The sequence below is a fragment of the Flavobacterium sp. P1_E4 genome, assembly GCF_056405915.1.
The window spans coordinates 241,293-263,295 of sequence record NZ_JBFUBE010000004.1; the positions used below are offsets into that span (position 1 = coordinate 241,293).

20 protein-coding genes are annotated in these 22,003 nt (G+C 34.2%); 10 read left to right on the forward strand and 10 right to left on the reverse strand.

Annotated features, from left to right (window positions below; translation table 11 throughout):
- Nucleotides 1–36: 36 nt before the first annotated feature.
- Nucleotides 37–1,188, reverse strand: coding sequence for a formimidoylglutamase (locus tag AC1DY0_RS06340; RefSeq protein WP_477187795.1), 1,152 nt, complete (start codon nt 1,186–1,188; stop codon nt 37–39).
- 74 nt (nt 1,189–1,262) lie between these two features.
- Nucleotides 1,263–3,782, reverse strand: coding sequence for a type I DNA topoisomerase (gene topA, locus AC1DY0_RS06345; RefSeq protein ID WP_477187796.1), 2,520 nt, complete (start codon nt 3,780–3,782; stop codon nt 1,263–1,265).
- A gap of 340 nt (nt 3,783–4,122) precedes the next feature.
- On the opposite strand from topA, the gene AC1DY0_RS06350 reads away from it, so the two are divergent.
- The 8 genes from AC1DY0_RS06350 to groL all read left to right on the forward strand — a co-directional run bounded on the left by AC1DY0_RS06350 (nt 4,123) and on the right by groL (nt 13,228).
- Nucleotides 4,123–5,706, forward strand: a complete 1,584-nt coding sequence (locus tag AC1DY0_RS06350; RefSeq protein WP_477187797.1) for a glycerol-3-phosphate dehydrogenase/oxidase — start codon at nt 4,123–4,125, stop codon at nt 5,704–5,706.
- Between the two features lie 359 nt (nt 5,707–6,065).
- A complete protein-coding gene (gene miaB / locus AC1DY0_RS06355) occupies nt 6,066–7,511 on the forward strand; it encodes a tRNA (N6-isopentenyl adenosine(37)-C2)-methylthiotransferase MiaB (protein ID WP_477187798.1) in 1,446 nt (481 codons plus the stop codon).
- A 295-nt stretch (nt 7,512–7,806) separates the two neighbouring features.
- The gene (locus AC1DY0_RS06360) at nt 7,807–9,066 is read left to right on the forward strand and encodes a sigma-54 interaction domain-containing protein (protein WP_477187799.1); all 1,260 of its coding nucleotides are present in this window, start codon (nt 7,807–7,809) and stop codon (nt 9,064–9,066) included.
- Between the two features lie 193 nt (nt 9,067–9,259).
- Complete coding sequence (locus tag AC1DY0_RS06365; RefSeq protein WP_477187800.1) at nt 9,260–9,763, forward strand: LptE family protein; 504 nt, start codon at nt 9,260–9,262, stop codon at nt 9,761–9,763.
- Between the two features lie 82 nt (nt 9,764–9,845).
- Nucleotides 9,846–10,805 carry a tetratricopeptide repeat protein gene (locus AC1DY0_RS06370; protein ID WP_477187801.1) on the forward strand — a complete coding sequence of 320 codons (960 nt, stop codon included), beginning with the start codon at nt 9,846–9,848 and terminating at the stop codon, nt 10,803–10,805.
- Between the two features lie 11 nt (nt 10,806–10,816).
- Nucleotides 10,817–11,155: a preprotein translocase subunit SecG gene (gene secG, locus AC1DY0_RS06375; protein ID WP_111409973.1), complete on the forward strand. Its 339-nt coding sequence runs from the start codon at nt 10,817–10,819 to the stop codon at nt 11,153–11,155.
- Between the two features lie 134 nt (nt 11,156–11,289).
- Nucleotides 11,290–11,565, forward strand: a complete 276-nt coding sequence (locus tag AC1DY0_RS06380) for a co-chaperone GroES (protein ID WP_100431955.1) — start codon at nt 11,290–11,292, stop codon at nt 11,563–11,565.
- A 34-nt stretch (nt 11,566–11,599) separates the two neighbouring features.
- The gene (gene groL / locus AC1DY0_RS06385) at nt 11,600–13,228 is read left to right on the forward strand and encodes a chaperonin GroEL (protein ID WP_077374656.1); all 1,629 of its coding nucleotides are present in this window, start codon (nt 11,600–11,602) and stop codon (nt 13,226–13,228) included.
- 296 nt (nt 13,229–13,524) lie between these two features.
- Here the strand turns inward: groL and AC1DY0_RS06390 are convergent, their stop codons facing one another.
- The 8 genes from AC1DY0_RS06390 to xrtF all read right to left on the reverse strand — a co-directional run bounded on the left by AC1DY0_RS06390 (nt 13,525) and on the right by xrtF (nt 21,023).
- Nucleotides 13,525–14,202 carry a DedA family protein gene (locus AC1DY0_RS06390; protein ID WP_477187802.1) on the reverse strand — a complete coding sequence of 226 codons (678 nt, stop codon included), beginning with the start codon at nt 14,200–14,202 and terminating at the stop codon, nt 13,525–13,527.
- 209 nt (nt 14,203–14,411) lie between these two features.
- Nucleotides 14,412–14,795 (reverse strand): heavy-metal-associated domain-containing protein, encoded by a 384-nt coding sequence (locus AC1DY0_RS06395; RefSeq protein WP_477187803.1) that lies wholly within the window; start codon nt 14,793–14,795, stop codon nt 14,412–14,414.
- Nucleotides 14,796–14,851: 56 nt separating this feature from the next.
- Nucleotides 14,852–16,864: a TonB-dependent receptor plug domain-containing protein gene (locus tag AC1DY0_RS06400; RefSeq protein ID WP_477187804.1), complete on the reverse strand. Its 2,013-nt coding sequence runs from the start codon at nt 16,862–16,864 to the stop codon at nt 14,852–14,854.
- Nucleotides 16,865–16,926: 62 nt separating this feature from the next.
- Nucleotides 16,927–17,340, reverse strand: coding sequence for an HYC_CC_PP family protein (locus AC1DY0_RS06405; RefSeq protein ID WP_477187805.1), 414 nt, complete (start codon nt 17,338–17,340; stop codon nt 16,927–16,929).
- Between the two features lie 339 nt (nt 17,341–17,679).
- Nucleotides 17,680–19,035, reverse strand: a complete 1,356-nt coding sequence (locus AC1DY0_RS06410) for an MBL fold metallo-hydrolase RNA specificity domain-containing protein (RefSeq protein ID WP_477187806.1) — start codon at nt 19,033–19,035, stop codon at nt 17,680–17,682.
- A gap of 126 nt (nt 19,036–19,161) precedes the next feature.
- The gene (locus tag AC1DY0_RS06415) at nt 19,162–19,992 is read right to left on the reverse strand and encodes an ATP cone domain-containing protein (protein ID WP_477187807.1); all 831 of its coding nucleotides are present in this window, start codon (nt 19,990–19,992) and stop codon (nt 19,162–19,164) included.
- A gap of 61 nt (nt 19,993–20,053) precedes the next feature.
- A complete protein-coding gene (locus AC1DY0_RS06420) occupies nt 20,054–20,497 on the reverse strand; it encodes an exosortase F system-associated membrane protein (RefSeq protein WP_477187808.1) in 444 nt (147 codons plus the stop codon).
- Nucleotides 20,487–21,023: an exosortase family protein XrtF gene (gene xrtF / locus AC1DY0_RS06425; RefSeq protein ID WP_477187809.1), complete on the reverse strand. Its 537-nt coding sequence runs from the start codon at nt 21,021–21,023 to the stop codon at nt 20,487–20,489. Before xrtF ends, AC1DY0_RS06420 begins: the two co-directional genes overlap by 11 nt.
- A gap of 71 nt (nt 21,024–21,094) precedes the next feature.
- Here xrtF and AC1DY0_RS06430 point away from each other — a divergent pair, with 71 nt between their 5' ends.
- Both AC1DY0_RS06430 and rpsO read left to right on the forward strand, forming a co-directional pair.
- Entirely contained in the window at nt 21,095–21,550 is a 456-nt protein-coding gene (locus AC1DY0_RS06430) for a GAF domain-containing protein (protein ID WP_477187810.1), read from the forward strand.
- A gap of 136 nt (nt 21,551–21,686) precedes the next feature.
- On the forward strand, nt 21,687–21,956 hold the full coding sequence (rpsO, locus tag AC1DY0_RS06435) for a 30S ribosomal protein S15 (protein WP_077374687.1): 270 nt from the start codon (nt 21,687–21,689) through the stop codon (nt 21,954–21,956).
- Nucleotides 21,957–22,003: the final 47 nt, after the last annotated feature.

Genomic DNA, 22,003 nt, shown 5'->3' on the forward strand with positions numbered 1-22,003 from the left:
TATTATAAATTCATTAAGTGTTTTAAAACTTAAAATTTATATAATGTTTTTTCTTTGAGCTTTCCACCATCTTTCAGGCATTTCCTGATTGCAAGCAGCTAAATACTCCTCATACGAACACGGTAATAACGTGTTTTTTTTCAGTTTATTGCTGGAGTTTGAAATAAATGGTATCTCTATCCACCAACGATCTGTTTTGTCACTTTTATAAAATACCAAATCCTCTTCTTCAAGCGGAACTATATATTTTAAATAATTCTCTCTACTACCAAAAGGGTACTCATTTGACCTATAATGATATCCTTCTATAAAATACCAAAATATCTGCGCAATAATTACCGCTTCCTGTTTTGAGTTATTGTGATTAAAAATCCCAAACGAACTTACTTTATCACTTATCCCAGCATATCTGGATAATGAGCAAATTTCTTTACCATTAAAACCGTTTGGATTAAAAACAGTAAAATTACCAGAATCTGATGATTTTAATGAATTCAAATCTATACTCACAACATCTGCATCTCTAAAAACCGGTTCCGAAATTGAAATATTATTCGAAATTTCACCTAGTCGATACGCATCAAAAAACAACTTTTCTATCAGATCTATCTCCTCCTGAGAATTATAGTAAGTCTGATAGCCAATATTACAAAAATTAAATAAATTATTAGGTTCGTCTATAATAATTTTAGTTAAAAAAGAATCAGAATTAATAACCTCATTTTCTTTTCCAAAATCAAACCTACTATCAATAGAAACTAAATTCACCATTTGCTCCAAATCATCATATCCTCTATATAATGCATAGGTTAAATCCTGAGACCCACCAATAACTATAGGTATGATTTTTCTTTTTATAAGACTTGAAACTATTTTTTTTAACGCAAAAAAAGTATCTTCTTTTGAGTTACCCGGAAGAATATCACCTAAATCACCAATTGCGACATTCCAATTCCCCGGAAACATTCCATATAATTCTCTACGAATCGCGTTTAGGTCAACATCAATATTACTATTCTTATCACCTCTATTCTCAAGAACACCAATTATTGCAATATTAATTTTATTCAAATCAGGTATTGCCTCATTAGTATGTAAAACAATTTTACTGCCCAAATGTTGAGCAGATAAACCTAAAACATAGTTTAGAAATTCTTCACTTAATGGTTCTAAAAAATCAAACTCCATTTATTACTTCTTTTACCTCTCCTACATTACTTTCCAAGAAGGAAAAAAAATGAGGACTAATTGAATTTAACTCTTTATTTCTTTTTGGCTACTGCTTTTTTAACAGCAGGTTTCTTCGCTGCAGTCGTTTTTTTGGCAGCAACTTTTTTGGCTGGTGTTTTCTTAGCAATCATTTCTTGAACTTCAGCCAATGTTAATTTTGTAGCATCAACATCTTTACTTAATTCAATTTTTATCTTCCCTTTCGTAATAACCGAACGTCCCCAACGTGCCTTTTCAACCAAAATACCTTCTTCTTCCCAATTGTGTAGCACTTTATCAATATTCTTCTGCAATTTATCCTCAATCAATTCTTGAATATCTGACTGAGATAAATTATCAAAATTATATTTCTTGCTTACATTTATAAAGATTCCATTCCATTTGATAAAAGGACCGAAACGACCTGTCCCTTTTTGAACTCCTTCTCCTTTATAAATCGCTATCGGTGCATCTGCGATAGCTTTTTCGTCAATTAATTCCTGAGCTCTCACCATAGAAACATCCAAAGGATCCTCACCTCTTGGCAAAGAAATAAATACACTTCCATGTCGAACATAAGGACCGTAACGACCATTACTCACTTCAACTTCTTCTCCTTTATATATACCCAGGTTTTTTGGAAGCAAAAATAAATTCAAAGCTTCCTCCAAAGTAATATTACCAATATTTTGTTCGTGTCTAAGGCTCGCAAATTTTTTATCTTCATCCTCAGCATCTCCAATTTGAGCCATAGGTCCAAACTTGCCCAAACGAACCGAAACTGGTTTTCCAGACTCTGGATCAATTCCTAAAATTCGTTCCCCGCTTTCTCTGTCTGCATTGGCTTCAACATCTTTTACTGTTGGGTGAAATTTATCGTAGAACTCTTGCATCATTTTTGTCCACTCGATATTCCCTTCAGCAATTTCATCAAAATCCTGCTCTACTTTTGCAGTAAAATTATAATCCAAAATATTTCCGAAATTCTTCACCAAGAAATCAGTAACAATTGTACCAATATCTGTGGGAACTAATTTCCCTTTATCTGAACCTGTATTCTCTTTAAGTAACTTCTCAACCAACTTGTCAGATTGCAAAGTCAACTGTGTATAATTTCGTTCAATACCTTCCAAATTTCCTTTCTCCACATAATTCCTGTTGATGATGGTAGAAATTGTTGGTGCATATGTAGATGGACGACCAATACCTAATTCTTCCAGTTTTTTTACCAAAGAAGCCTCTGTATATCTTGCCGCAGCTCTCGAATACCTTTCGGTTGCAGTAATGTAATTGTTTTGCAATTTTTCATTCACTTTCAGAGCAGGCAACAAACCTTCTTGTTCCTCCTCTTCTTCATCATGTCCTTCAAGATACACTTTCAAAAAACCTTCAAAAAGCAAAACCTCACCCGAAGCCGTAAAAATTTCACCGTGATTATTTGCTTCAATTTTAACATTGGTACGTTCCAATTTGGCATCACTCATTTGGGAAGCCAAAGTTCTTTTCCAAATCAAGTCGTATAAACGTGCTTGATCTCTATCTATATTTACTGTATGAAGTGACATGTCAGTTGGACGAATCGCTTCGTGAGCTTCTTGTGCACCTTTACTTTTATTGGCAAACGTTCTTGGGTAAGAAAACTCTTTTCCATAAGACTTGACAATCTCCGCTTGAGCAGCATCCATCGCCTCTTTGGACAAATTCACGCTATCCGTTCTCATATAGGTAATAAGTCCAGCTTCATACAAACGTTGAGCCAATTGCATTGTAATTCCAACAGGCAAATACAATTTCCTTGCTGCTTCTTGTTGTAAAGTCGAAGTCGTAAAAGGAGCTGTTGGTGATTTTTTGGTAGGCTTAGTTTCTAAGTCTGCTACCTTATATATAGAACCGATATTTTGTTTTAAAAAATCTTCAGCCTCTTTCTTTGTATTGAAATTTTTTGGAAGCTTGGCTTTTAAAGTCTTTCCAGCTTCATTTATAAACTCAGCCACAACCGAATAAGTTGCCACAGCAGTAAAATTTTGAATTTCACGTTCTCTCTCCACAATCAAACGAACAGAAACCGATTGCACACGTCCAGCAGATAAACCGCCTTTTACTTTTCTCCAAAGAACCGGCGACAATTCATATCCAACCAAACGATCTAAAACTCTTCGAGCTTGTTGTGCATTAACTAAATTATAATCTATTTCACGAGGTTTATCAATTGCTTTAAGAATAGCAGTTTTGGTAATTTCGTGAAAAACAATACGTTTTGTTTTTTCTTTTTTAAGTTTCAATTCTTCCGCCAAGTGCCAAGAAATAGCCTCTCCCTCGCGGTCCTCATCACTTGCTAACCATACCATATCGGCATTTTTGGCTAAAGTCTTTAATTTGGACACCAATGCTTTTTTATCCGAGGAAACCTCATATTTGGGTTTAAACCCGTTTTCGACATCAACACCTATTTCCTTAGAAGGTAAGTCGGCAATATGCCCATAACTTGATTCTACCTGATAATCACTTCCTAGAAATTTTTCGATTGTCTTTGCCTTTGCAGGGGACTCAACTATCACTAAATTCTTTGCCATTTTGCTATTGTTTGAATCGCAAAAGTAATTTTTTTTTTTAAATATCAACCTTTCCTTGATTTTAAAAACTAATTAAATCGGTAAACGAACCATTTCAACAACTCAAAGCAAAACATTTTTGATTCATTTATAATGATGCATTACTAATTTCAAGCATAAATAGCCAAAACTATTAAACACAAGAAACACCTTTGAAACAATAAAACACACAGCTCCATTTCACCTATATATAATAGGTATAAAAAGAAATCAAAATTTAATTTTTTTAAAAACTGAATCAATTTTAATTATTTGGTTAAATTTACTACAAGAGACCCAATCGAACCTACAAAATTATCTAATGAACCGAATCGAACAATTAGAAAAACTAAAACAGAACCAATCTTGGGACATCATCATAATTGGTGGTGGTGCCAATGGACTTGGCGTTGCAGTTGACGCGGCAAGTAGAGGTTATAGAACTATACTTCTTGAAGCTGTGGATTTTGCAAAAGGCACTTCAAGCCGAAGTACCAAATTGGCCCACGGAGGTGTTCGTTATCTAGAGCAAGGCAATCTTTCTCTGGTCATTGAAGCTCTAAAAGAAAGAGGTTTAATGGAAAAGAACGCAGGCCATTTGGTTAAAAACGAATCTTTCATTATCCCAAACTACAACTGGTGGGGAGGTTATTTTTATACTCTTGGTTTAAAATTCTATGATTTATTATCTGCCAGATTAAGCCTTGGAAGTTCTAAATATTTATCCAAAGAAAAAACATTAGAATTAATCCCTTCCATTGAACCAAATGGATTGCAAAGTGGCGTATTATATCATGACGGGCAGTTTGATGACTCCCGGTTAGCCATTAATCTGGCTCAAACAGCCATAGAAAAAGGAGCTTGCGTTCTCAATCATTTTAAAGTTATTCAATTAATAAAAGACAACAAAAATCAAGTTACGGGTGTCATCGCTAATGATCAAGAGTCGGGAGAGAAACATAGCATATATGGCAAGGCAGTGATTAATGCAACTGGGGTATTCACCAATGCCATCATGAAAATGAATGACACTGTTTATAAAAAATACATCGTTCCCAGTCAAGGGATTCATTTGGTGTTTGACAAATCCTTTTTACCAGGTGATTACGCATTAATGATTCCGAAGACGAGTGACGGAAGAGTACTTTTTGCAGTTCCTTGGCACGATAAAATTGTCGTGGGAACCACGGATACATTGGTCAAAAAATCAGATCTTGAACCAATTGCACTCGAAGAAGAAATTGAATTTGTATTGGAAACTGCACAAAGATACCTAACAAAAAACCCAACACGAGCTGATGTTCTTTCCGTTTTCGCTGGATTAAGACCTTTGGCAGCGCCCGAGAAAAAAGGACAGAGCACCAAGGAAGTTTCCAGAAGCCACAAAATAATTGTTTCCGAAACTGGATTAATCACAATCACAGGTGGAAAATGGACAACATATCGTAAAATTGCCGAAGAAATTGTTAACAAAGCTATTGCTGTACATCAATTACCAAATAAAAAATGTATAACCGAACATTTGGCTATTCATGGAAACAAAAAAAACAGTAACATAGATTTTGAAAATCACTTATTTATCTATGGTACGGATAGTAAAGCTATTCTGCAATTACAAGAAAGCGAACCCCATTTAAAAGAAAAATTACACCCTGACTACGAATACACTTTAGCAGAAGTCGTTTGGGCAATTCGAGAAGAAATGGCCACTACTGTTGAAGATATTTTGGCTAGACGTGTCCGCCTATTGTTTTTGGACGCAAGAGCAGCAATTTTTTGTGCCGATAAAGTAGCTCATTTACTGGCTAAAGAGTTAGGGCATAATGAAAGCTGGATTCAAAATCAATTGGCCGAATTTAAAACTGTGGCTAATGGGTTTCTATTGAAGGAATTTCGGATTCCATAAAACCATCAAAGCTATTATTTGAAAATAAAATGATATTCTGAAAACAAATGCCCTAGCCCCGATTACTTCATTATACTTTTATTTTCATAGGAGTTCAGTGAACTTCGTTTGAAGTGAAAAGCCCGGAGTACCGATGGCTTACATTTTATGTAGAGGCAAAGCGACCAAAGGAAGCTCGTGCAAATACATTTAAATGTTGCCAGCGGGACGAGGACTTGTAACGGAAAGCGGGAATTAGCTCCTTATCAACTGCACTAAATTATCAGAATTTGGAAGGACTTAAAAAGTTGTTAATTCTTCGGCTGACATCTTGTCATAATCACTGTATTTGCCTTATCTTTGCGCTTTGAAAATGCCATATGGAAAAGATAATTGAAGAAAGTAAACAAGGAAATAGCCTTGTTCTAGAACATAAACCAGAGAATACAAAAAAACTTTTTATAGAAAGCTATGGCTGTGCGATGAATTTTTCGGACAGCGAGATTGTGGCTTCCATATTGTCTGATGGTGGTTACAATACCACTTCAGTTTTGGAAGAGGCTGATTTAGTTTTGGTAAACACCTGTTCGATTCGGGACAAAGCGGAACAAACAATTCGCAAACGTCTGGAAAAATATAATGCAGTGAAACGTACCAATCCGAAGATGAAAGTTGGAGTTTTGGGATGTATGGCGGAACGTTTGAAAGAAAAATTTCTTGACGAAGAGAAAATTGTAGACCTAGTTGTGGGACCTGATGCATACAAAGATTTACCTAATTTATTGAGTGAAGTTGAAGAAGGTCGTGATGCGATAAATGTTATTTTGTCCAAAGAGGAAACCTATGGTGATATTTCACCAGTTCGATTGATGAGCAACGGAATTACAGCATTGGTTTCTATCACAAGAGGTTGCGACAATATGTGTACATTTTGTGTGGTGCCTTTTACCCGTGGTCGTGAACGCAGCCGTGAACCACAAAGTATTATGAACGAAATTCAGGATTTGTGGAGCAAAGGATTTAAGGAAATTACACTTTTGGGACAAAACGTTGACAGTTACTTATGGTATGGTGGCGGTTTGAAAAAGGATTTTGTCAATGCTACCGAAATGCAAAAAGCGACAGCGGTGGATTTTGACCAATTACTGGAAATGGTAGCGGTTGGTTTCCCAAAAATGCGTATTCGTTTTTCGACTTCGAATCCACAGGATATGCACGAAAGCATTTTGCACGTTATTGCCAAATATCCTAATATTTGCAAGCACATTCACTTACCAGTTCAATCTGGAAGCAATCGCATTTTGAAAGAAATGAATCGTTTGCACTCGAGAGAAGAGTATATGACTTTGATTGATAAAATTCGTTCTATTATTCCTGACGGAGCGATTTCTCAAGATATGATTTCGGGTTTTCCAACAGAAACAGAGGAAGACCACCAAGATACTTTGAGCTTGATGGAATATGTGAAATATAATTTTGGTTATATGTACAGTTACTCTGAACGTCCAGGAACTTTGGCGGGAAGAAAAATGGAAGATGATGTCCCTGAAGAAACCAAAGCAAGAAGATTGCAGGAAATTGTGGATTTACAACAAAAACACGCTTGGTTGCGCTCTGAGGAATTCATAGGAAAAACGGTTGAAGTATTGGTAGAGAAAGTTTCAAAAAAATCAACTGAAGAGTTTTCCGGAAGAAATTCACAAAGTATTACGGTGGTTTTCCCAAAAGAAAATTATAAAATAGGTGATTTTGTAAATGTGAAAATTAATTCTTGTACCTCTGGAACTTTGAAAGGTGAAGCGGTTGGATTGAGTGATATGAATTAAAAATAGTTAACCGCAGATTTAAAATTAAAATCATTGATATGACCAAAAAAAATATACTTATCGCTTTAATTACTTTTATTCTTGCTTTTGGAACAACATTCTATGTCATTAGAACTTATTTCCCAAAACAGAAAGTGGAAAAGTCTACTATCCAAAAAGATACGCTTACAAAACCACAATAGTAAAAAAAGAATCAAGCAGTTATTCAAACAAATTTCAATTTTAATAATTAGAAAAAATTTCAGAGATTTTTAATTTGTGACAATCTGTGAAATCTGTGTTAGAAAAAAAGCAAATGGATACAGTACAATCAATAAAACAGCGCTTTGAAATTATTGGGAATGACCCAAAGCTCAATCGTGCCATAGAAAAAGCCATTCAGGTTGCCCCTACCGACATTTCGGTTTTGGTGGCTGGAGAAAGTGGTGTGGGAAAAGAGAACATTCCAAAGATTATACATTCATTATCACACCGAAAACACGGTAAATATATTGCGGTAAACTGTGGTGCCATTCCGGAAGGAACGATTGACAGTGAACTTTTCGGACACGAAAAAGGAGCCTTTACCGGCGCAACCAGTACTCGTGAAGGATATTTTGAAGTGGCCAATGGCGGTACTATTTTCCTTGATGAAGTGGGAGAATTGCCTTTGACCACCCAAGTACGTTTGTTACGTGTTTTGGAAAATGGGGAGTTCATAAAAGTGGGTTCTTCACAGGTTCAAAAAACAAATGTAAGAATCGTGGCTGCGACCAATGTCAATTTATTCAAAGCTATTGAAAAAGGAAAATTTCGTGAAGATTTGTACTATCGTTTAAGCACGGTGGACATTCACTTGCCTCCACTTCGAGAAAGAAAAGAAGACATTCATTTATTATTTAGAAAATTTGTGGCCGATTTTGCCAACAAATACAAAATGCCTCCATTGAAATTGGATGAAGCTGCTATTCTGCTTTTGCAAAAGTTTCGCTGGAGCGGTAATATCCGCCAATTACGAAATGTTGCTGAACAGATTTCGGTATTAGAAACCAACAGAGACATAACAGCCGCAACCTTACAAACTTACTTACCGAGCGAAGACAGTAATTTACCGTCGGTAATAAAAGACAAGAAAAACGACAGCGATTTTAATACTGAAAGAGAGATTTTATATAAAGTTCTTTTCGATATGAAAAGTGACTTGCACGATCTAAAAAAACTGACATTGGAATTAATGCAAAATGGTAGTTCTAATGTTCAGGAAGCCAATAAATCACTTATCAAAAAAATATACGGTTCCAAGGAAGAGGACAGCGAAATTGACTTTGAAGAAGAGCCAAGAACTTCATTTTTATCCAATTCAAATATAGAAGAGGATTACGAAGAACAAGATAACAGCAATTATCTTTTGGCCGAAACCATCGAAGAAGAAGAAATCTTAAGACTCGAACAGAAAGAAATCGAAATGATTAAAAAGTCATTGGAAAAAAACAAAGGAAAACGAAAAGCCGCTGCAGATGAATTGGGAATTTCGGAACGTACTTTGTATCGAAAAATCAAACAATTTGATTTATAACATAAAATGAATTTCAAATCACAAATTCGATTTTTGTACATTTGAAATTTGAACCAAATTAGAATTGGACTCGAGCAATAGCGAACAGACACAGCAATTTATACATTTTATGAAATCGCTATGATTCAGAAATACAAACAGAACTAAAGAATAGCGATACCATATTCCAATAAAATACAATTATTAACTTCGTATGAAAAAAACACATTATCTCTTATTACTAATTAGTTCATTCATTCTAAACAGTTGTTCGGTATATAACTTTACCGGAACCGGTAAAATCGATGCCAAAACGTATCAGGTAAATTTCTTTCCAAACAATTCTGATTTGATTGAACCGGGAATTGACCGAACTTTTACACTTACGTTACAAGACTTGATTCAGAATCAAACTAATTTGCATTTAGTAAAAAATGGAGGAGATTTAACCTACGAAGGAGAAATAGTAGATTACCGAATCAGTCCAATGACTGCAACTGCTGATCAAAAAGCGGCACAAAACCGTTTAAAAATTAGAGTTAATGTTAGATTTACCAACAAAAACAAAGAAGCTGATGATTTCGAAAAATCTTTTGAATTTTATTATGACTTTCCTGCAGCCCAACAATTGACAGGAGCAACGAAAGATACTGCAATCAAAGAAATTTTCGAAAGAATTACGCAGGATATTTTCAATGATTCACTTGCAAAATGGTAATTTTAAAAAAGTAAACTTTTTAGTTAACAGATAGAAATCAATTAATAATATTCAGTTAAACAATTACTGAACACCAAAAAAAATGAACGTTAGTAGCTATAATTATTTATTAAACCAACCCGAAGAAATCAACGAGATACAAACCGTGGCTTTAGAAAAAGTTTTGGATGAATTTCCATTTTTTCAAAGTGCACGTGCGTTGCGTCTGAAAGGGCTTTACAATCAAAATAGCTACAAGTATAATTTTGCGTTAAAAATAGCCGCAGCACATACTACGGACCGTAGCGTTTTATTTGATTTTATAACTTCTGAATCGTTTACTGCTATTCAAAAAAAGACTTACGAGAAAAAAATAGAAGAATTACTCAATATAACTGTAGTTGACAGTCAAATTATCGAGAAGGAAGAACCACAGGTAATCAAGACAAATCCTTTGGAACACTCGATACTCACTTCCATAAAAGAGGCTAATGCCAATACTACTCAAAACAAATCTCTTTTTATCGATAACTTAGAAATCGACAAAACTGTAGAACAATCGATCCTTGATTCCATTAAGGAAGCTACGCCAACAAAAATTGAGGAAGCTACAACAGAAGCTGAGAAAAATTTAGAAATTGGAAAACCACTGGATTTTTCAAAATCCGAAACACATTCTTTCCATCAATGGCTCCAAATTTCGAGGATACAACCCATCATTAGAGAAAATCCACAAGAAAATAATAGTATGGCAAAAGAACCTGAACCTATCATTGACGAGAGTAAAAAGAAAAAAGCAGAATTAATCGATAAGTTCATAGAAACCAGTCCAAAGATTCCGCCAATAAAGCCTGGAGTAGTATTCACACCAAATATCGATCTCAACAAAGAGGATAATTCTTATTTAATGACAGAGACTTTGGCTAAAGTGTATTTGGAGCAAAAAAAATATCAAAAAGCGATACAAGCTTATGAAATATTAATTTTGAAATATCCAGAAAAAAGTAGTTTCTTTGCAGACCGTATAAAGGATATTAAAATAGTACAACAAAATAACAATTAATAATAAATAGTATGTTTTCAATTTTTTTAGTTTTAATTACAATAGTATGTTTTCTATTGATCGTAGTAATAATGGTTCAAAACCCTAAAGGTGGTGGTCTTTCTTCTACAATAAGTGGTTCTCAAATGTTAGGTGGTGTACAAAAAACTACTGATTTCTTAGACAAAAGTACTTGGACATTGGCAACTATACTAATTGCTTTAATCTTACTTTCAGGTTTAAGTTTCACAGGAACTTTGAGTGATGCAGATTCAAAAATCATTGATAACACAGAAACTGCAGCACCAAAAACTAATGCACCTGCTACAAATGCGCCTGCACAAAGTACACCTGCAACTCCAGCAAAATAATCTATTTACATAAATACACGAAATGCCAGCCTGTCAAAGCTGGCTTTTTTTATAAGAAAAAATGTCAGTTTACATACTGTGGCATAATTTCTGAAATACAACAACAGTAAAAATTAACATAAACATAAAAAATCATGACTTTAAACATTAAACCACTTTCAGATAGAGTTCTTATCGAACCAGTTGCAGCTGAAACGAAAACGGCGTCAGGGATTTTTATTCCAGATACCGCAAAAGAAAAACCACAAAAAGGAACTGTAGTTGCAGTAGGAAACGGAACTAAAGACCATACTATGACTGTCAAAATAGGAGACACAGTACTTTATGGAAAATACGCTGGAACTGAATTAAAATTAGAAGGGAAAGATTATCTAATTATGCGTGAGGACGATATTTTGGCAATCATCTAAAATCAAATAAACGAATCAACAAATAAACAATAAAATGGCAAAAGATATAAAATTTGATATTGAAGCACGTGACGGATTAAAACGTGGAGTTGATGCATTGGCAAATGCGGTTAAAGTAACCCTTGGGCCAAAAGGACGTAACGTAATTATTGGAAAATCTTTTGGTGGACCAAATGTGACTAAAGATGGTGTTACTGTTGCCAAAGAAATTGAATTGAAAGATCCATTGGAAAACATGGGTGCTCAAATGGTAAAAGAAGTTGCTTCAAAAACTAATGATTTAGCTGGAGACGGAACTACAACTGCTACTGTATTGGCACAAGCTATCGTAAAAGAAGGATTGAAAAATGTTGCAGCTGGAGCAAATCCAATGGATTTGAAACGCGGTATCGACAAAGCTGTTGAAGCTATCGTTGCTGACCTTGCTAAACAAGCAAAAGTAGTAGGAAGCGATTCTGAAAAAATCAAACAAATTGCTTCTATTTCTGCTAACAATGACGAAGTAATTGGAGAATTAATTGCCAACGCTTTCGCAAAAGTTGGAAAAGAAGGTGTAATCACTGTTGAAGAAGCCAAAGGAACAGATACTTATGTAGATGTTGTTGAAGGAATGCAATTTGACAGAGGATATCTTTCTCCATACTTTGTAACCAATCCAGAAAAAATGGAAGCAGAACTAGAAAGTCCATACATCCTTTTGTATGACAAAAAAGTTTCTTCTTTAAAAGAATTATTACCAATATTGGAACCAATTGCACAAACTGGAAAACCATTATTGATTATTGCAGAAGATGTGGACGGAGAAGCTTTATCTACTTTGGTAGTAAACAAATTGCGTGGTGCCTTGAAAATCGCTGCTGTAAAAGCACCTGGTTTTGGAGACAGAAGAAAAGCAATGTTAGAAGATATCGCTATCTTAACTGGTGGAACTGTAATCTCTGAAGAAAGAGGATACACTTTAGAAAACACTACTCTAGAAATGCTAGGTTCTGCAAAAAGAGTAACTATCGACAAAGATAATACTACAATTGTAAGTGGTGCTGGAGAAGCTGATATGATCAAAAATCGTGTCAACCAAATCAAAGGTCAAATGGAAACTACGACTTCTGATTATGATAAAGAAAAATTGCAAGAACGTTTGGCTAAATTAGCTGGAGGTGTTGCTGTACTTTATGTTGGTGCTGCTTCTGAAGTAGAAATGAAAGAGAAAAAAGACCGTGTTGACGATGCACTTCACGCAACTCGCGCAGCTGTAGAAGAAGGAATTGTTGCTGGAGGCGGAGTAGCTTTATTAAGAGCTAAAAACGTTCTAAGCACTATCGTTTCAGACAACGCTGATGAGAAAACAGGTATCCAAATTATTTCTCGTGCCGTAGAATCTCCTTTGAGAACTATCGTTGAGAATGCAGGTCTTGAAGGTTCTGTAGTAGTTGCAAAAGTTAGTGAAGGTTCTGGAGATTTTGGATACAATGCCAAAACAGACGAGTACGTTGACATGCTAAAAGCTGGAATCATTGATCCTAAAAAAGTAACTCGTATTGCATTAGAAAATGCTGCTTCGGTTGCGGGAATGATCTTGACTACAGAGTGTGCTTTAATCGACATTAAAGAAGAAAGTGCAGCTGGCGGCCACATGGGTGGAGGTATGCCAGGAATGATGTAAAATCAGCATTAGATTTCCAAATATAAAATCCGTCTTGAATTCGTTCTTGACGGATTTTTTTATGCTTTTTACAGGAGTACTTTTAATAGTTTTTGGAGCAGAAAGATTTGGCATTTTTACCGGCATTGGTCCCGCTATCCATTACAATCTTATAAGCCGAACCCCGGCTCATAAGGATTTTCACTTTTATCGGGGCTAAAGGGAAAGATTAGGCTTTTTTATAATCATCTCTAAAAAAAGCATAAAAAAACCGTCTTGTTCAGTTGAGCAAGACGGTTCTTTTTATTTATTGAATTTTAATGATGAACTACTTTTTTCTTAATTACTTTTAATAAAACAGGCAAAGTTGAAACCAAGATAATTCCGATGACGATTTTCTCTATATGTTCCTTTAAGTCAACTCCCATATCCAAAAACATACCGTAAAGATAATGTCCAGAAAAAATCAAAACAAAAGACCATAAAACAGAACTCACTATATTAAAAAACATAAACTTCTTTTTGTCCATCGAGCCTATACCTGCCACTATCGGAGCAAAAGTTCTCACGATAGGCAAAAATCTTGCATAAATAATAGCTTTCCCGCCATGTTTTTCAAAAAACTCTTTAGACTGAAGCAAATACTTTTTCTTAAACAAAAGGGTATCTTCTCTATTATATAAATAATACCCGCTTTTGGCTCCAAACCAATAACCAACCATATTTCCAAAAACACCTGAAAGTGCTACTAAGGTTGAAAGTATTACAAGATTTATAAAATCACTTTCTATGAAAAGAATATTTTGAACCAAATCACGACTGTAAATTCCAGCAAGAAAAAGTAAACTATCACCTGGAAGAAAAAAACCGGCAAAAAGTCCCGTTTCTGCAAAAACGATGAATAAAACAATATACAAACCCAGTTGAATGCCACCAATTGTAAAAGTTATATAAAATTCAGGATTTACTAATTGGGTCCATTCGAAATTATTCATAAATTTTTGTGTTTTATTTAGGCTGTGAAAGTAAGGATAATTTAGGTTAACCACAATAGAATACTCTATTTTAAAGTTTTATTAACGATTTAAAAACCACAAAAAGCATCAAAATTAATCTTATATTTTGATGCTTTTTCTCAATTATTGAAAGTTACAAATTAACGAGCATAAAACGTTTACGTTGCAAAATAACATATAACCAGATATTACAATCTTTCATACTGACAACACGAATGAAGACTATCATAATCTTCTTTTGTTGATTTTATCGAATCCGTATCATGACCTACTTTTGCAATTGCTTTTTTCACATCCGTCAAAGAGCATTTTTCTTCATTAATGATTAAGCTCAGTTGATGTGTCTCAACACTCCATAAAGCCGATTTCACTCCTGGAACCGAATAAGCGGCTTTTTGAATTCTCTTCTGACATTGCTCACAGTTACCATTTATTTCGGTAGTATATTTGGCGTTTTTATTTTTATCTTCTTGGCCTTGAGCCGAAATTGTAAAAATGGTCATTAGCAAAACTAAAAATACATTCTTAACCATAGTACTGTTTTTTCTAAATTCTTGAATATTTGTTTTCATTTTTATAAGTATTAAATTTTTAAATTATTTTTTTGATATTGTTTTTTGATATTCATTTATTTTATTTTCAACCTTAAACCTGCATAATACATTTGCCCAAATACTGGTGCATATAAAATAGTTGCGTCAAAATAAGGACCAAAAGGATTTTTCGAATCCACTATTGCAGGATTTTGAGTATAATTCCCAATATTCTCCCCTCCTACATACATTTCAAAAGCAGAAGAAAATACTCGAGTGATTTGAGCATTCATCAAAGAATAAGCTGGTGAATTTTCAGGAAGTTGAAATTCCACAGGATTTGAAGCTGTATAAGGTAATTGCTGTTCTCCAATCCAATTGTAAGTGAAGTCAAATTTCCACTGTTGTCCTTTTTCTTTACTATTAGTTTCGTATCCTAAATTCCCAAAGAAACGATGTGCCGCCTGCAATGGTCTTTGATACTTCCCAGACAAATAATCGGTTTTAATATCATAGTATTTGTAAGCTGAACGCAATTCCAAATGCTTAGCCAATTCATAGTTGAATTCCAACTGAAAGCTGTTTGCGAATGAAGCACCGTCCAAATTATGAAAAATCACTTGTTGCGGACTTTGCATGATATCCACCACTATTTGATTCTGAAAATTGGTTCTGTAAAAATCGGCTGTAACATCTCCATTTCGATTAAACAACTTGAAACCTTGCATAAAACTTAAGCCATAATTCCAAGCAATTTCTGGATCCAATCCATATAATTTACCCCCAGCATTTGTAACATCAAAAGTTCTAGAACTAGCGAACAATGTTTGATTTTCGGCAAAAATGTTGGCAGGGCGTTTTCCTCTACCTGCAGAAACTCGCAAAACTCCTTTCTCCCAAGGATTGTATTTTACATGAACTCTTGGTGTCGCAAAAACACCCAAACGATTACCGTAATCTACCCTTCCTCCAAGAATCAAGCTAAAATTGTCCTGATTATCATAGGTATACTCAAAGAAAGCTCCAACTGTATTGTCGATTCTGCTATAATCTGTCGTATTAACAAACTCATTATAACTATCATATGTAAAATTCAAACCTGTAGCAAACTTGTTTTTTTCATTATTGATAATTGAATTAAAAATCAAGTTCGAATAAAAACTGTTTTGCTCGATATTGTAGCCATTCAACCCAAAATAAGAATCTTGGTTATAGCTGGAAAATGCATTTTGGAAACCAATACTTTGAAATGGCATGTCCTTAAAAACATAACCTACTTTGGTAGAAATATCAATCTTTTTGGTGTCAATTTCAGAACCCCATAAATTTGTTGTTCCTCTATCCGTATCAGGATCAAAATTGGTTTGCCCCATTAATTTAGTATCATTCATATATTGCAAATTAATGAAACTAACCCAACCCGTCTCAGCATTATAATATTGATAGCGATTGAGCAAATTGAATTGTTTTTGCAAAGGATTGTCAAGAAAACCATCCTCATTATTATCCATTTTGGAATCTCTAATATTACCATGCAGCAATAAACTGGCAGCCCATTTATCGGATAGTTTTTGATTAAAATTAGCGTTCAGTTCAAAGCGGGAATCTGTAGAACCATAAAAATTTAACAACAATGGAACTTCCGACATTGGTTTTATTAATTCGGTATTGATTTGACCCGATATACTTTCGAAACCATTCACCACGCTCCCAGATCCCTTGGTGATTTGAATACTTTCTATCCAAGGACCTGGTGTAAAGGATAGTCCATAAACCTGAGAAGCACCACGAACAGAAGGAACATTCTCCTGAGTCATCATTAAGTAAGGACTTGTCAAACCTAACATTTTGATTTGTTTGGTTCCTGTCAATGCATCCGAAAAATTGACATCTATTGAAGGATTAGTTTCAAAGCTTTCGGCAAGATTACAACAGGCGGCTTTGAGTAATTCTTTTTTGGTTACTAGTGTTGTATTACCGGTAACTGTATATGATTTTTGTAAGCTCTTGCGTTTGGATTGCACTTTTATTTCCTTCAAAGTATCTTGTGAATACGAATCAAAAGCAGCAAACAAGAGCAACAAAACTATTGTTAAGTTTATTTTCATGATTAAAATTATAATGATTAAATAAGCCAGACCTTAAATAAGGACCCGACTGCAATTAAACATTACAATTTATCGTAAAGGAGGTATTGGCTGTACAGCTTGAAAAGTGGCGGCGCATTGGCATCGCAATAATAGGTAAGAGATTGATTGTTTTTAAAACTAGGTACAGCTTTAAATACAACAGTATGAAATTCTGGAGCTAAAAAAACATAATCGAACTGAAAAGAAAAAGACTTAACAATTCCATTATCTACTTTTTTCTGAAAGAGGATTTTTTTGTCCTTGCAACATCTGTCTTTTTTACTGACAACTTTTTTTTCGCAACAACCTTTTTCACTTTGCAATGATGGCAAAGTAGAATTCAATGAAACAGAAGATATTTCTCCACCACAATAATGTACATTAAAAGCCAGACCTACATTGGAAACCAATAATAGAACCGCTAGAAATATACTTATGTATCTTTTGAATTGCATGCTGCAAAATTAGCATTATTATCAGCCTAAAAAATCAAATTCTTGTTAAAATTTTTAAAAAGCTACTAATACTCTAATTTTCTGAGATACTGAGTAAAAAAATGAGCTTGAATATATTAGTATTTTTCCTTTTTGGATGATGGCAAAAAAGCAAAATATTACCTCTTTAGCCCCGATTGCTTCGCCAGTTCGCTTCGCTCGTGTGAAGTAAAAATCCTTTTTTGAGTCGATTTTTCTTCGGCTCAAAAAAAACTGAAACGGATAGCGGGACGATATTACCAAAAATACCAAATCGTTCTGCTCCAAAATCAACTGATTAAACTCAGGTTAAAACCAAAACTATAATTCAAATTCCTGCCCCATCAAAGGAACAATGCACTCAAAACCATATTTTTCTTGAATTTTGATTCTTAATTCATCGGCAGGCTCATTTTCACCATGTACCAAAAACACTTTTTTGGGTTTCTCTTTCAAGTCCGAAAGCCAATTGATTAAATCTTTTTGGTCACCATGAGCCGACAGACTTTCAATTTCAACCACTTTGGCTTTTACTTGATAATATCTTCCATGTATTTTTATATCAGTTGCACCTTCCAACAATTTTCTTCCTCGGGTACCTTCTCCTTGGTAACCAATTATAATCACAGTGGTTTCAGGCAATCCTATATATCGCTCTAAATAGCTTAAAACCCTCCCCCCAGTAACCATACCACTTGCGGCAATCACCACTTTCGGCTGTTTATTATAAATGGTGTCTATCGTTTCTTGGTAATCTGAAATCAGCGTAAACATTTTGCACATTGCGGTAAACTCATCTTGGTGCAAACGATGCCATTTTCTGTTATTTACAAAAAGTTGCAACATGCTTATTCCCATGGGAGTATCAATAATATAAGGAATATTTGGAATCTTGCCTTCTTCCTTCAATTGCCAAAGTAAATACATTATGCTTTGGGATCGCTCAACTGCGAAACTCGGAATTATAACTGTTCCACCGTTTTGAATCGTATTATTAATATACATTTCGAGATCTACTTTTGGGTCTGTTTCTGGATGAAGTCGATTGCCGTAAGTACTTTCAAGAAAAACATAATCTGCTTTTTTGGGTTTTGTAGGCGGAAACATTAACACATCATTATCCCGTCCAATATCACCAGAAAAGACAACCACTTTATTTTCAAGACGAAGTTCAATTGTACATGCACCGAGAATATGTCCCGCATTGGTAAAAACTGCTTCAATTTCTGCATCTAATGCAACACTCTCATTTGGATTAATCACTCTAAAATGGGGGAAAACTTTTTCGGCTTGAGCTACTGTATAAAGCGGTTCTGCAATTTCATGTTTTGAAAATTTCCCTTCATTGGCTATTCTCGCATCTTCCTCCTGAATTTTAGCACTGTCCAAAAGTATCAGCTTAGCAACATCCTTCGTTGGGCTCGTACAATATATTTTACCATCAAAACCTTGATTTACTAATCTTGGTAGCCAACCACAATGATCCAAATGACCGTGGGTCAGCAACACAAAATCTATAGTCGAAGGCAAAATTGGTAAGGGCTCCCAATTGAGCTCACGCAAAGGTTTTAATCCTTGAAATTGTCCGCAGTCAATCAAAATTCGAATGCCGTTACTTTCTACCAAAGTTTTGGACCCTGTAACCGTTCCTACTCCGCCAATGCATGTGATTTTCATTTTACTTCAATTTAGATTAATTGTAAAAAAAGATGTTAAGTCACTAAAAACCAAAATTCCTAAGTTTAGAAAAAACAATTTACATCTTTTAAAACCGAAATCTTAGCAAATTAGTCACTTAAAAAACTATATAAATCGGCACAACTCTGATGCTTCTTTAATTACATTTTTTATTCGATTGGGGCTCAATCCTATTTTTTCTAAATCTTCTCTATTATTGACAATCTCCTGAACCAAAAGAATATCCAAAATCAATAATTTTTCTTTTTCCGAAAGGGTTAATGTTGTCAAACAAGTTATGGGATACAATTGACGGCTGTCAATTTTATTTTTTAAATTATTGCCTTTAGGGTAATCCCAACACAGTAAATTAAGACCTGAACATTTTGCAAAATCAACTGCATCGGTAGTAAATCGATTATTACTAACAATCCAACATTTAGAAATAGTATCATTTCTAGAAAATATTTCATGCTTTTTCTCTTTCAAATCATTGAATCGCGACAAAATATACATCGGCACTTTCACATCTGTAGTGGCGTCTCTCCCCATATGAAATTTACACTCCACCATAGTTATAACATCGTTACTTTTTAGCAAAACATCAATTTCATGTGAAACGCATTTACCCCACAAAATCATATTAACTTTGGTTTCATAATGCTCTGAAGAAAAAAGTCGGGCAATAAATTTTTCGAAAAAAAAACCTGTAGGCCCCAACAATCGAATCGCCTCTCTTAAATTATATCGTGCGGCATTCGAATTGGAAGTTTTTTTAAGAAGTCCGAAAGCCATTTTATAGATATGCTTGGTAGAAATACCTTCGTAAACCTCTTTTTCAATCAATTGTAAAACATCGTCAACCATAGAAGGAGAAGCACCCGATTTTAGTAAAGATCGTTTTAATTTTGAACGGTTAAATTCAACAATGTCTCCGGAATGTTTTACAATTTTCATCTTTAATAAATTTGACAATTCATTCTTTAAAATCTTCATTAAAGATAAGAAAAAAGAAGAATCAATCCTTTAGCTTTTGGTAATAAAAAGCTGGTAAAAAGAGAATTAAAAACAAAGGTTGAATCAAAAAACGTCGTACATAAAACAGCAATAGATTTTCTTGATTTTTAAAAAAATGAACAATACTAAAGAAAGCCAAAATTAAAACAACAAACAATAGAAGATACAAAATGGAAACAAACAAAATCATTCCCCTGTCCTTAAAGAGAGCATAAATAATCCCCAAAGAAAGTATGGTATTGAGAAAAAAACGAAAAGAAAGCCCAAAAAACAATTTCAAACCATCAAATTCCGGCAAAGGCAATTTTATATAATCCCCTTCAAAATAGATCAAAAAAGGATCATAAAACAATTGGCTTTCGAATGCTCTAACGGCCACCAATAATGACAACAATAAGATTGCAATAAAAACATTCCACTTATGGCGAAGTAATTTATTTAGCATACTTTGAGAATTTATTGACCCAAATAAACCATAAAATAAAAACCAATCCATATATGATCAATGGAAAAATAACACCATGCGATATATGTGAATATTCAGGATAATAATAAAGTAAAATGGCCAAGGCAGCAATACGAAAAACATTCAGAATATAAATTATCAGGCTCCCACCAAAAATGAAAAGCAATGTATTTTTTAAGCTCCCTGAAAATGCTACAATAAAAGAAATAAATAAAATAATTACACTGATTGCGTTGCACCCTTCCACTATCCGAAGAATATATTTATTTTGAAAATACAATCTAACAAAAGGCTCATTGATAACACTTTCAGCTTGCACACGCATAAAAAACCACGAAATTATTTTTTCAGCATTATGGGCTACTACCTGTGTAATTGAGTCTACATTACCATTCCCAAAGGAATTTAGATAATACTGATAGACTCCTGTAAGCAAAATATAGCAACCAAAAAAACTGGCTAAAAACAACAAAAAAGGTTTGTACTGGACGAAGTATTTTTTCAAAATTAAATTTTTAACAAATTTATACAATTTTTAAAATTGGCTTTAAATACTTTTGTAAAAAATAACAGAACATGACTTTTCAAGAATTAAAGCCCAAAGTAACCGAAATTACATCAAATACTACACTTTCAAGAGACGAAAAACTTTTAGCAGTTTGTCAACTTTTGAGCGATTCTATTTCCTACTACAACTGGGTAGGTTTTTATTTTGCTAATCATGAAGCCAAAACACTTCATCTAGGTCCTTACGTAGGTGCCGAAACAGACCATACCGTTATTCCTTTTGGAAAAGGAATTTGTGGGCAAGTGGCAGTTTCTAACAATAATTTTGTTGTTCCAGATGTAAGCGCGCAAGATAACTATATCGCCTGCAGTTTTACCGTAAAATCTGAAATCGTGGTTCCCCTTTTTGTAAATGGCAAAAACATAGGCCAAATAGACATTGACAGCCATGTAATTGATCCTTTTACAGAAGAAGATGAACGCTTCCTTGAGTTTGTCAATACAGAGATTGCAAAGTTGTATTAAAACTTAAAGAGTCTATTATATTAAGACTCCAAAATTATTTATAATTCATAATTTATAATTCATAATTATTTTCTACCTTTGCACCCGTCTTATAATAGCTGTAAGACATACATAAAAATCATTAAATAATATTCGAATGTATTTAACTAAAGAGATTAAAGAAGAAATCTTCGCTAAACACGGAGGAAAAGCAGAAAACACAGGATCTGCAGAAGGTCAAATCGCGTTATTCACTTACAGAATTAGCCACCTTACTGAGCACTTGAAAAAAAATCGTCATGATTTCAACACAGAGCGTTCATTGGTACTATTAGTAGGTAAAAGAAGAGCTTTGTTGGATTACTTGAAGAAAACAGAGATCAACAGATATCGTGAGATTATCAAAGTATTGGGTATTAGAAAATAATCAATATATAAAAGAGGTGCGAGAGTGCCTCTTTTTTATTTTAGAGT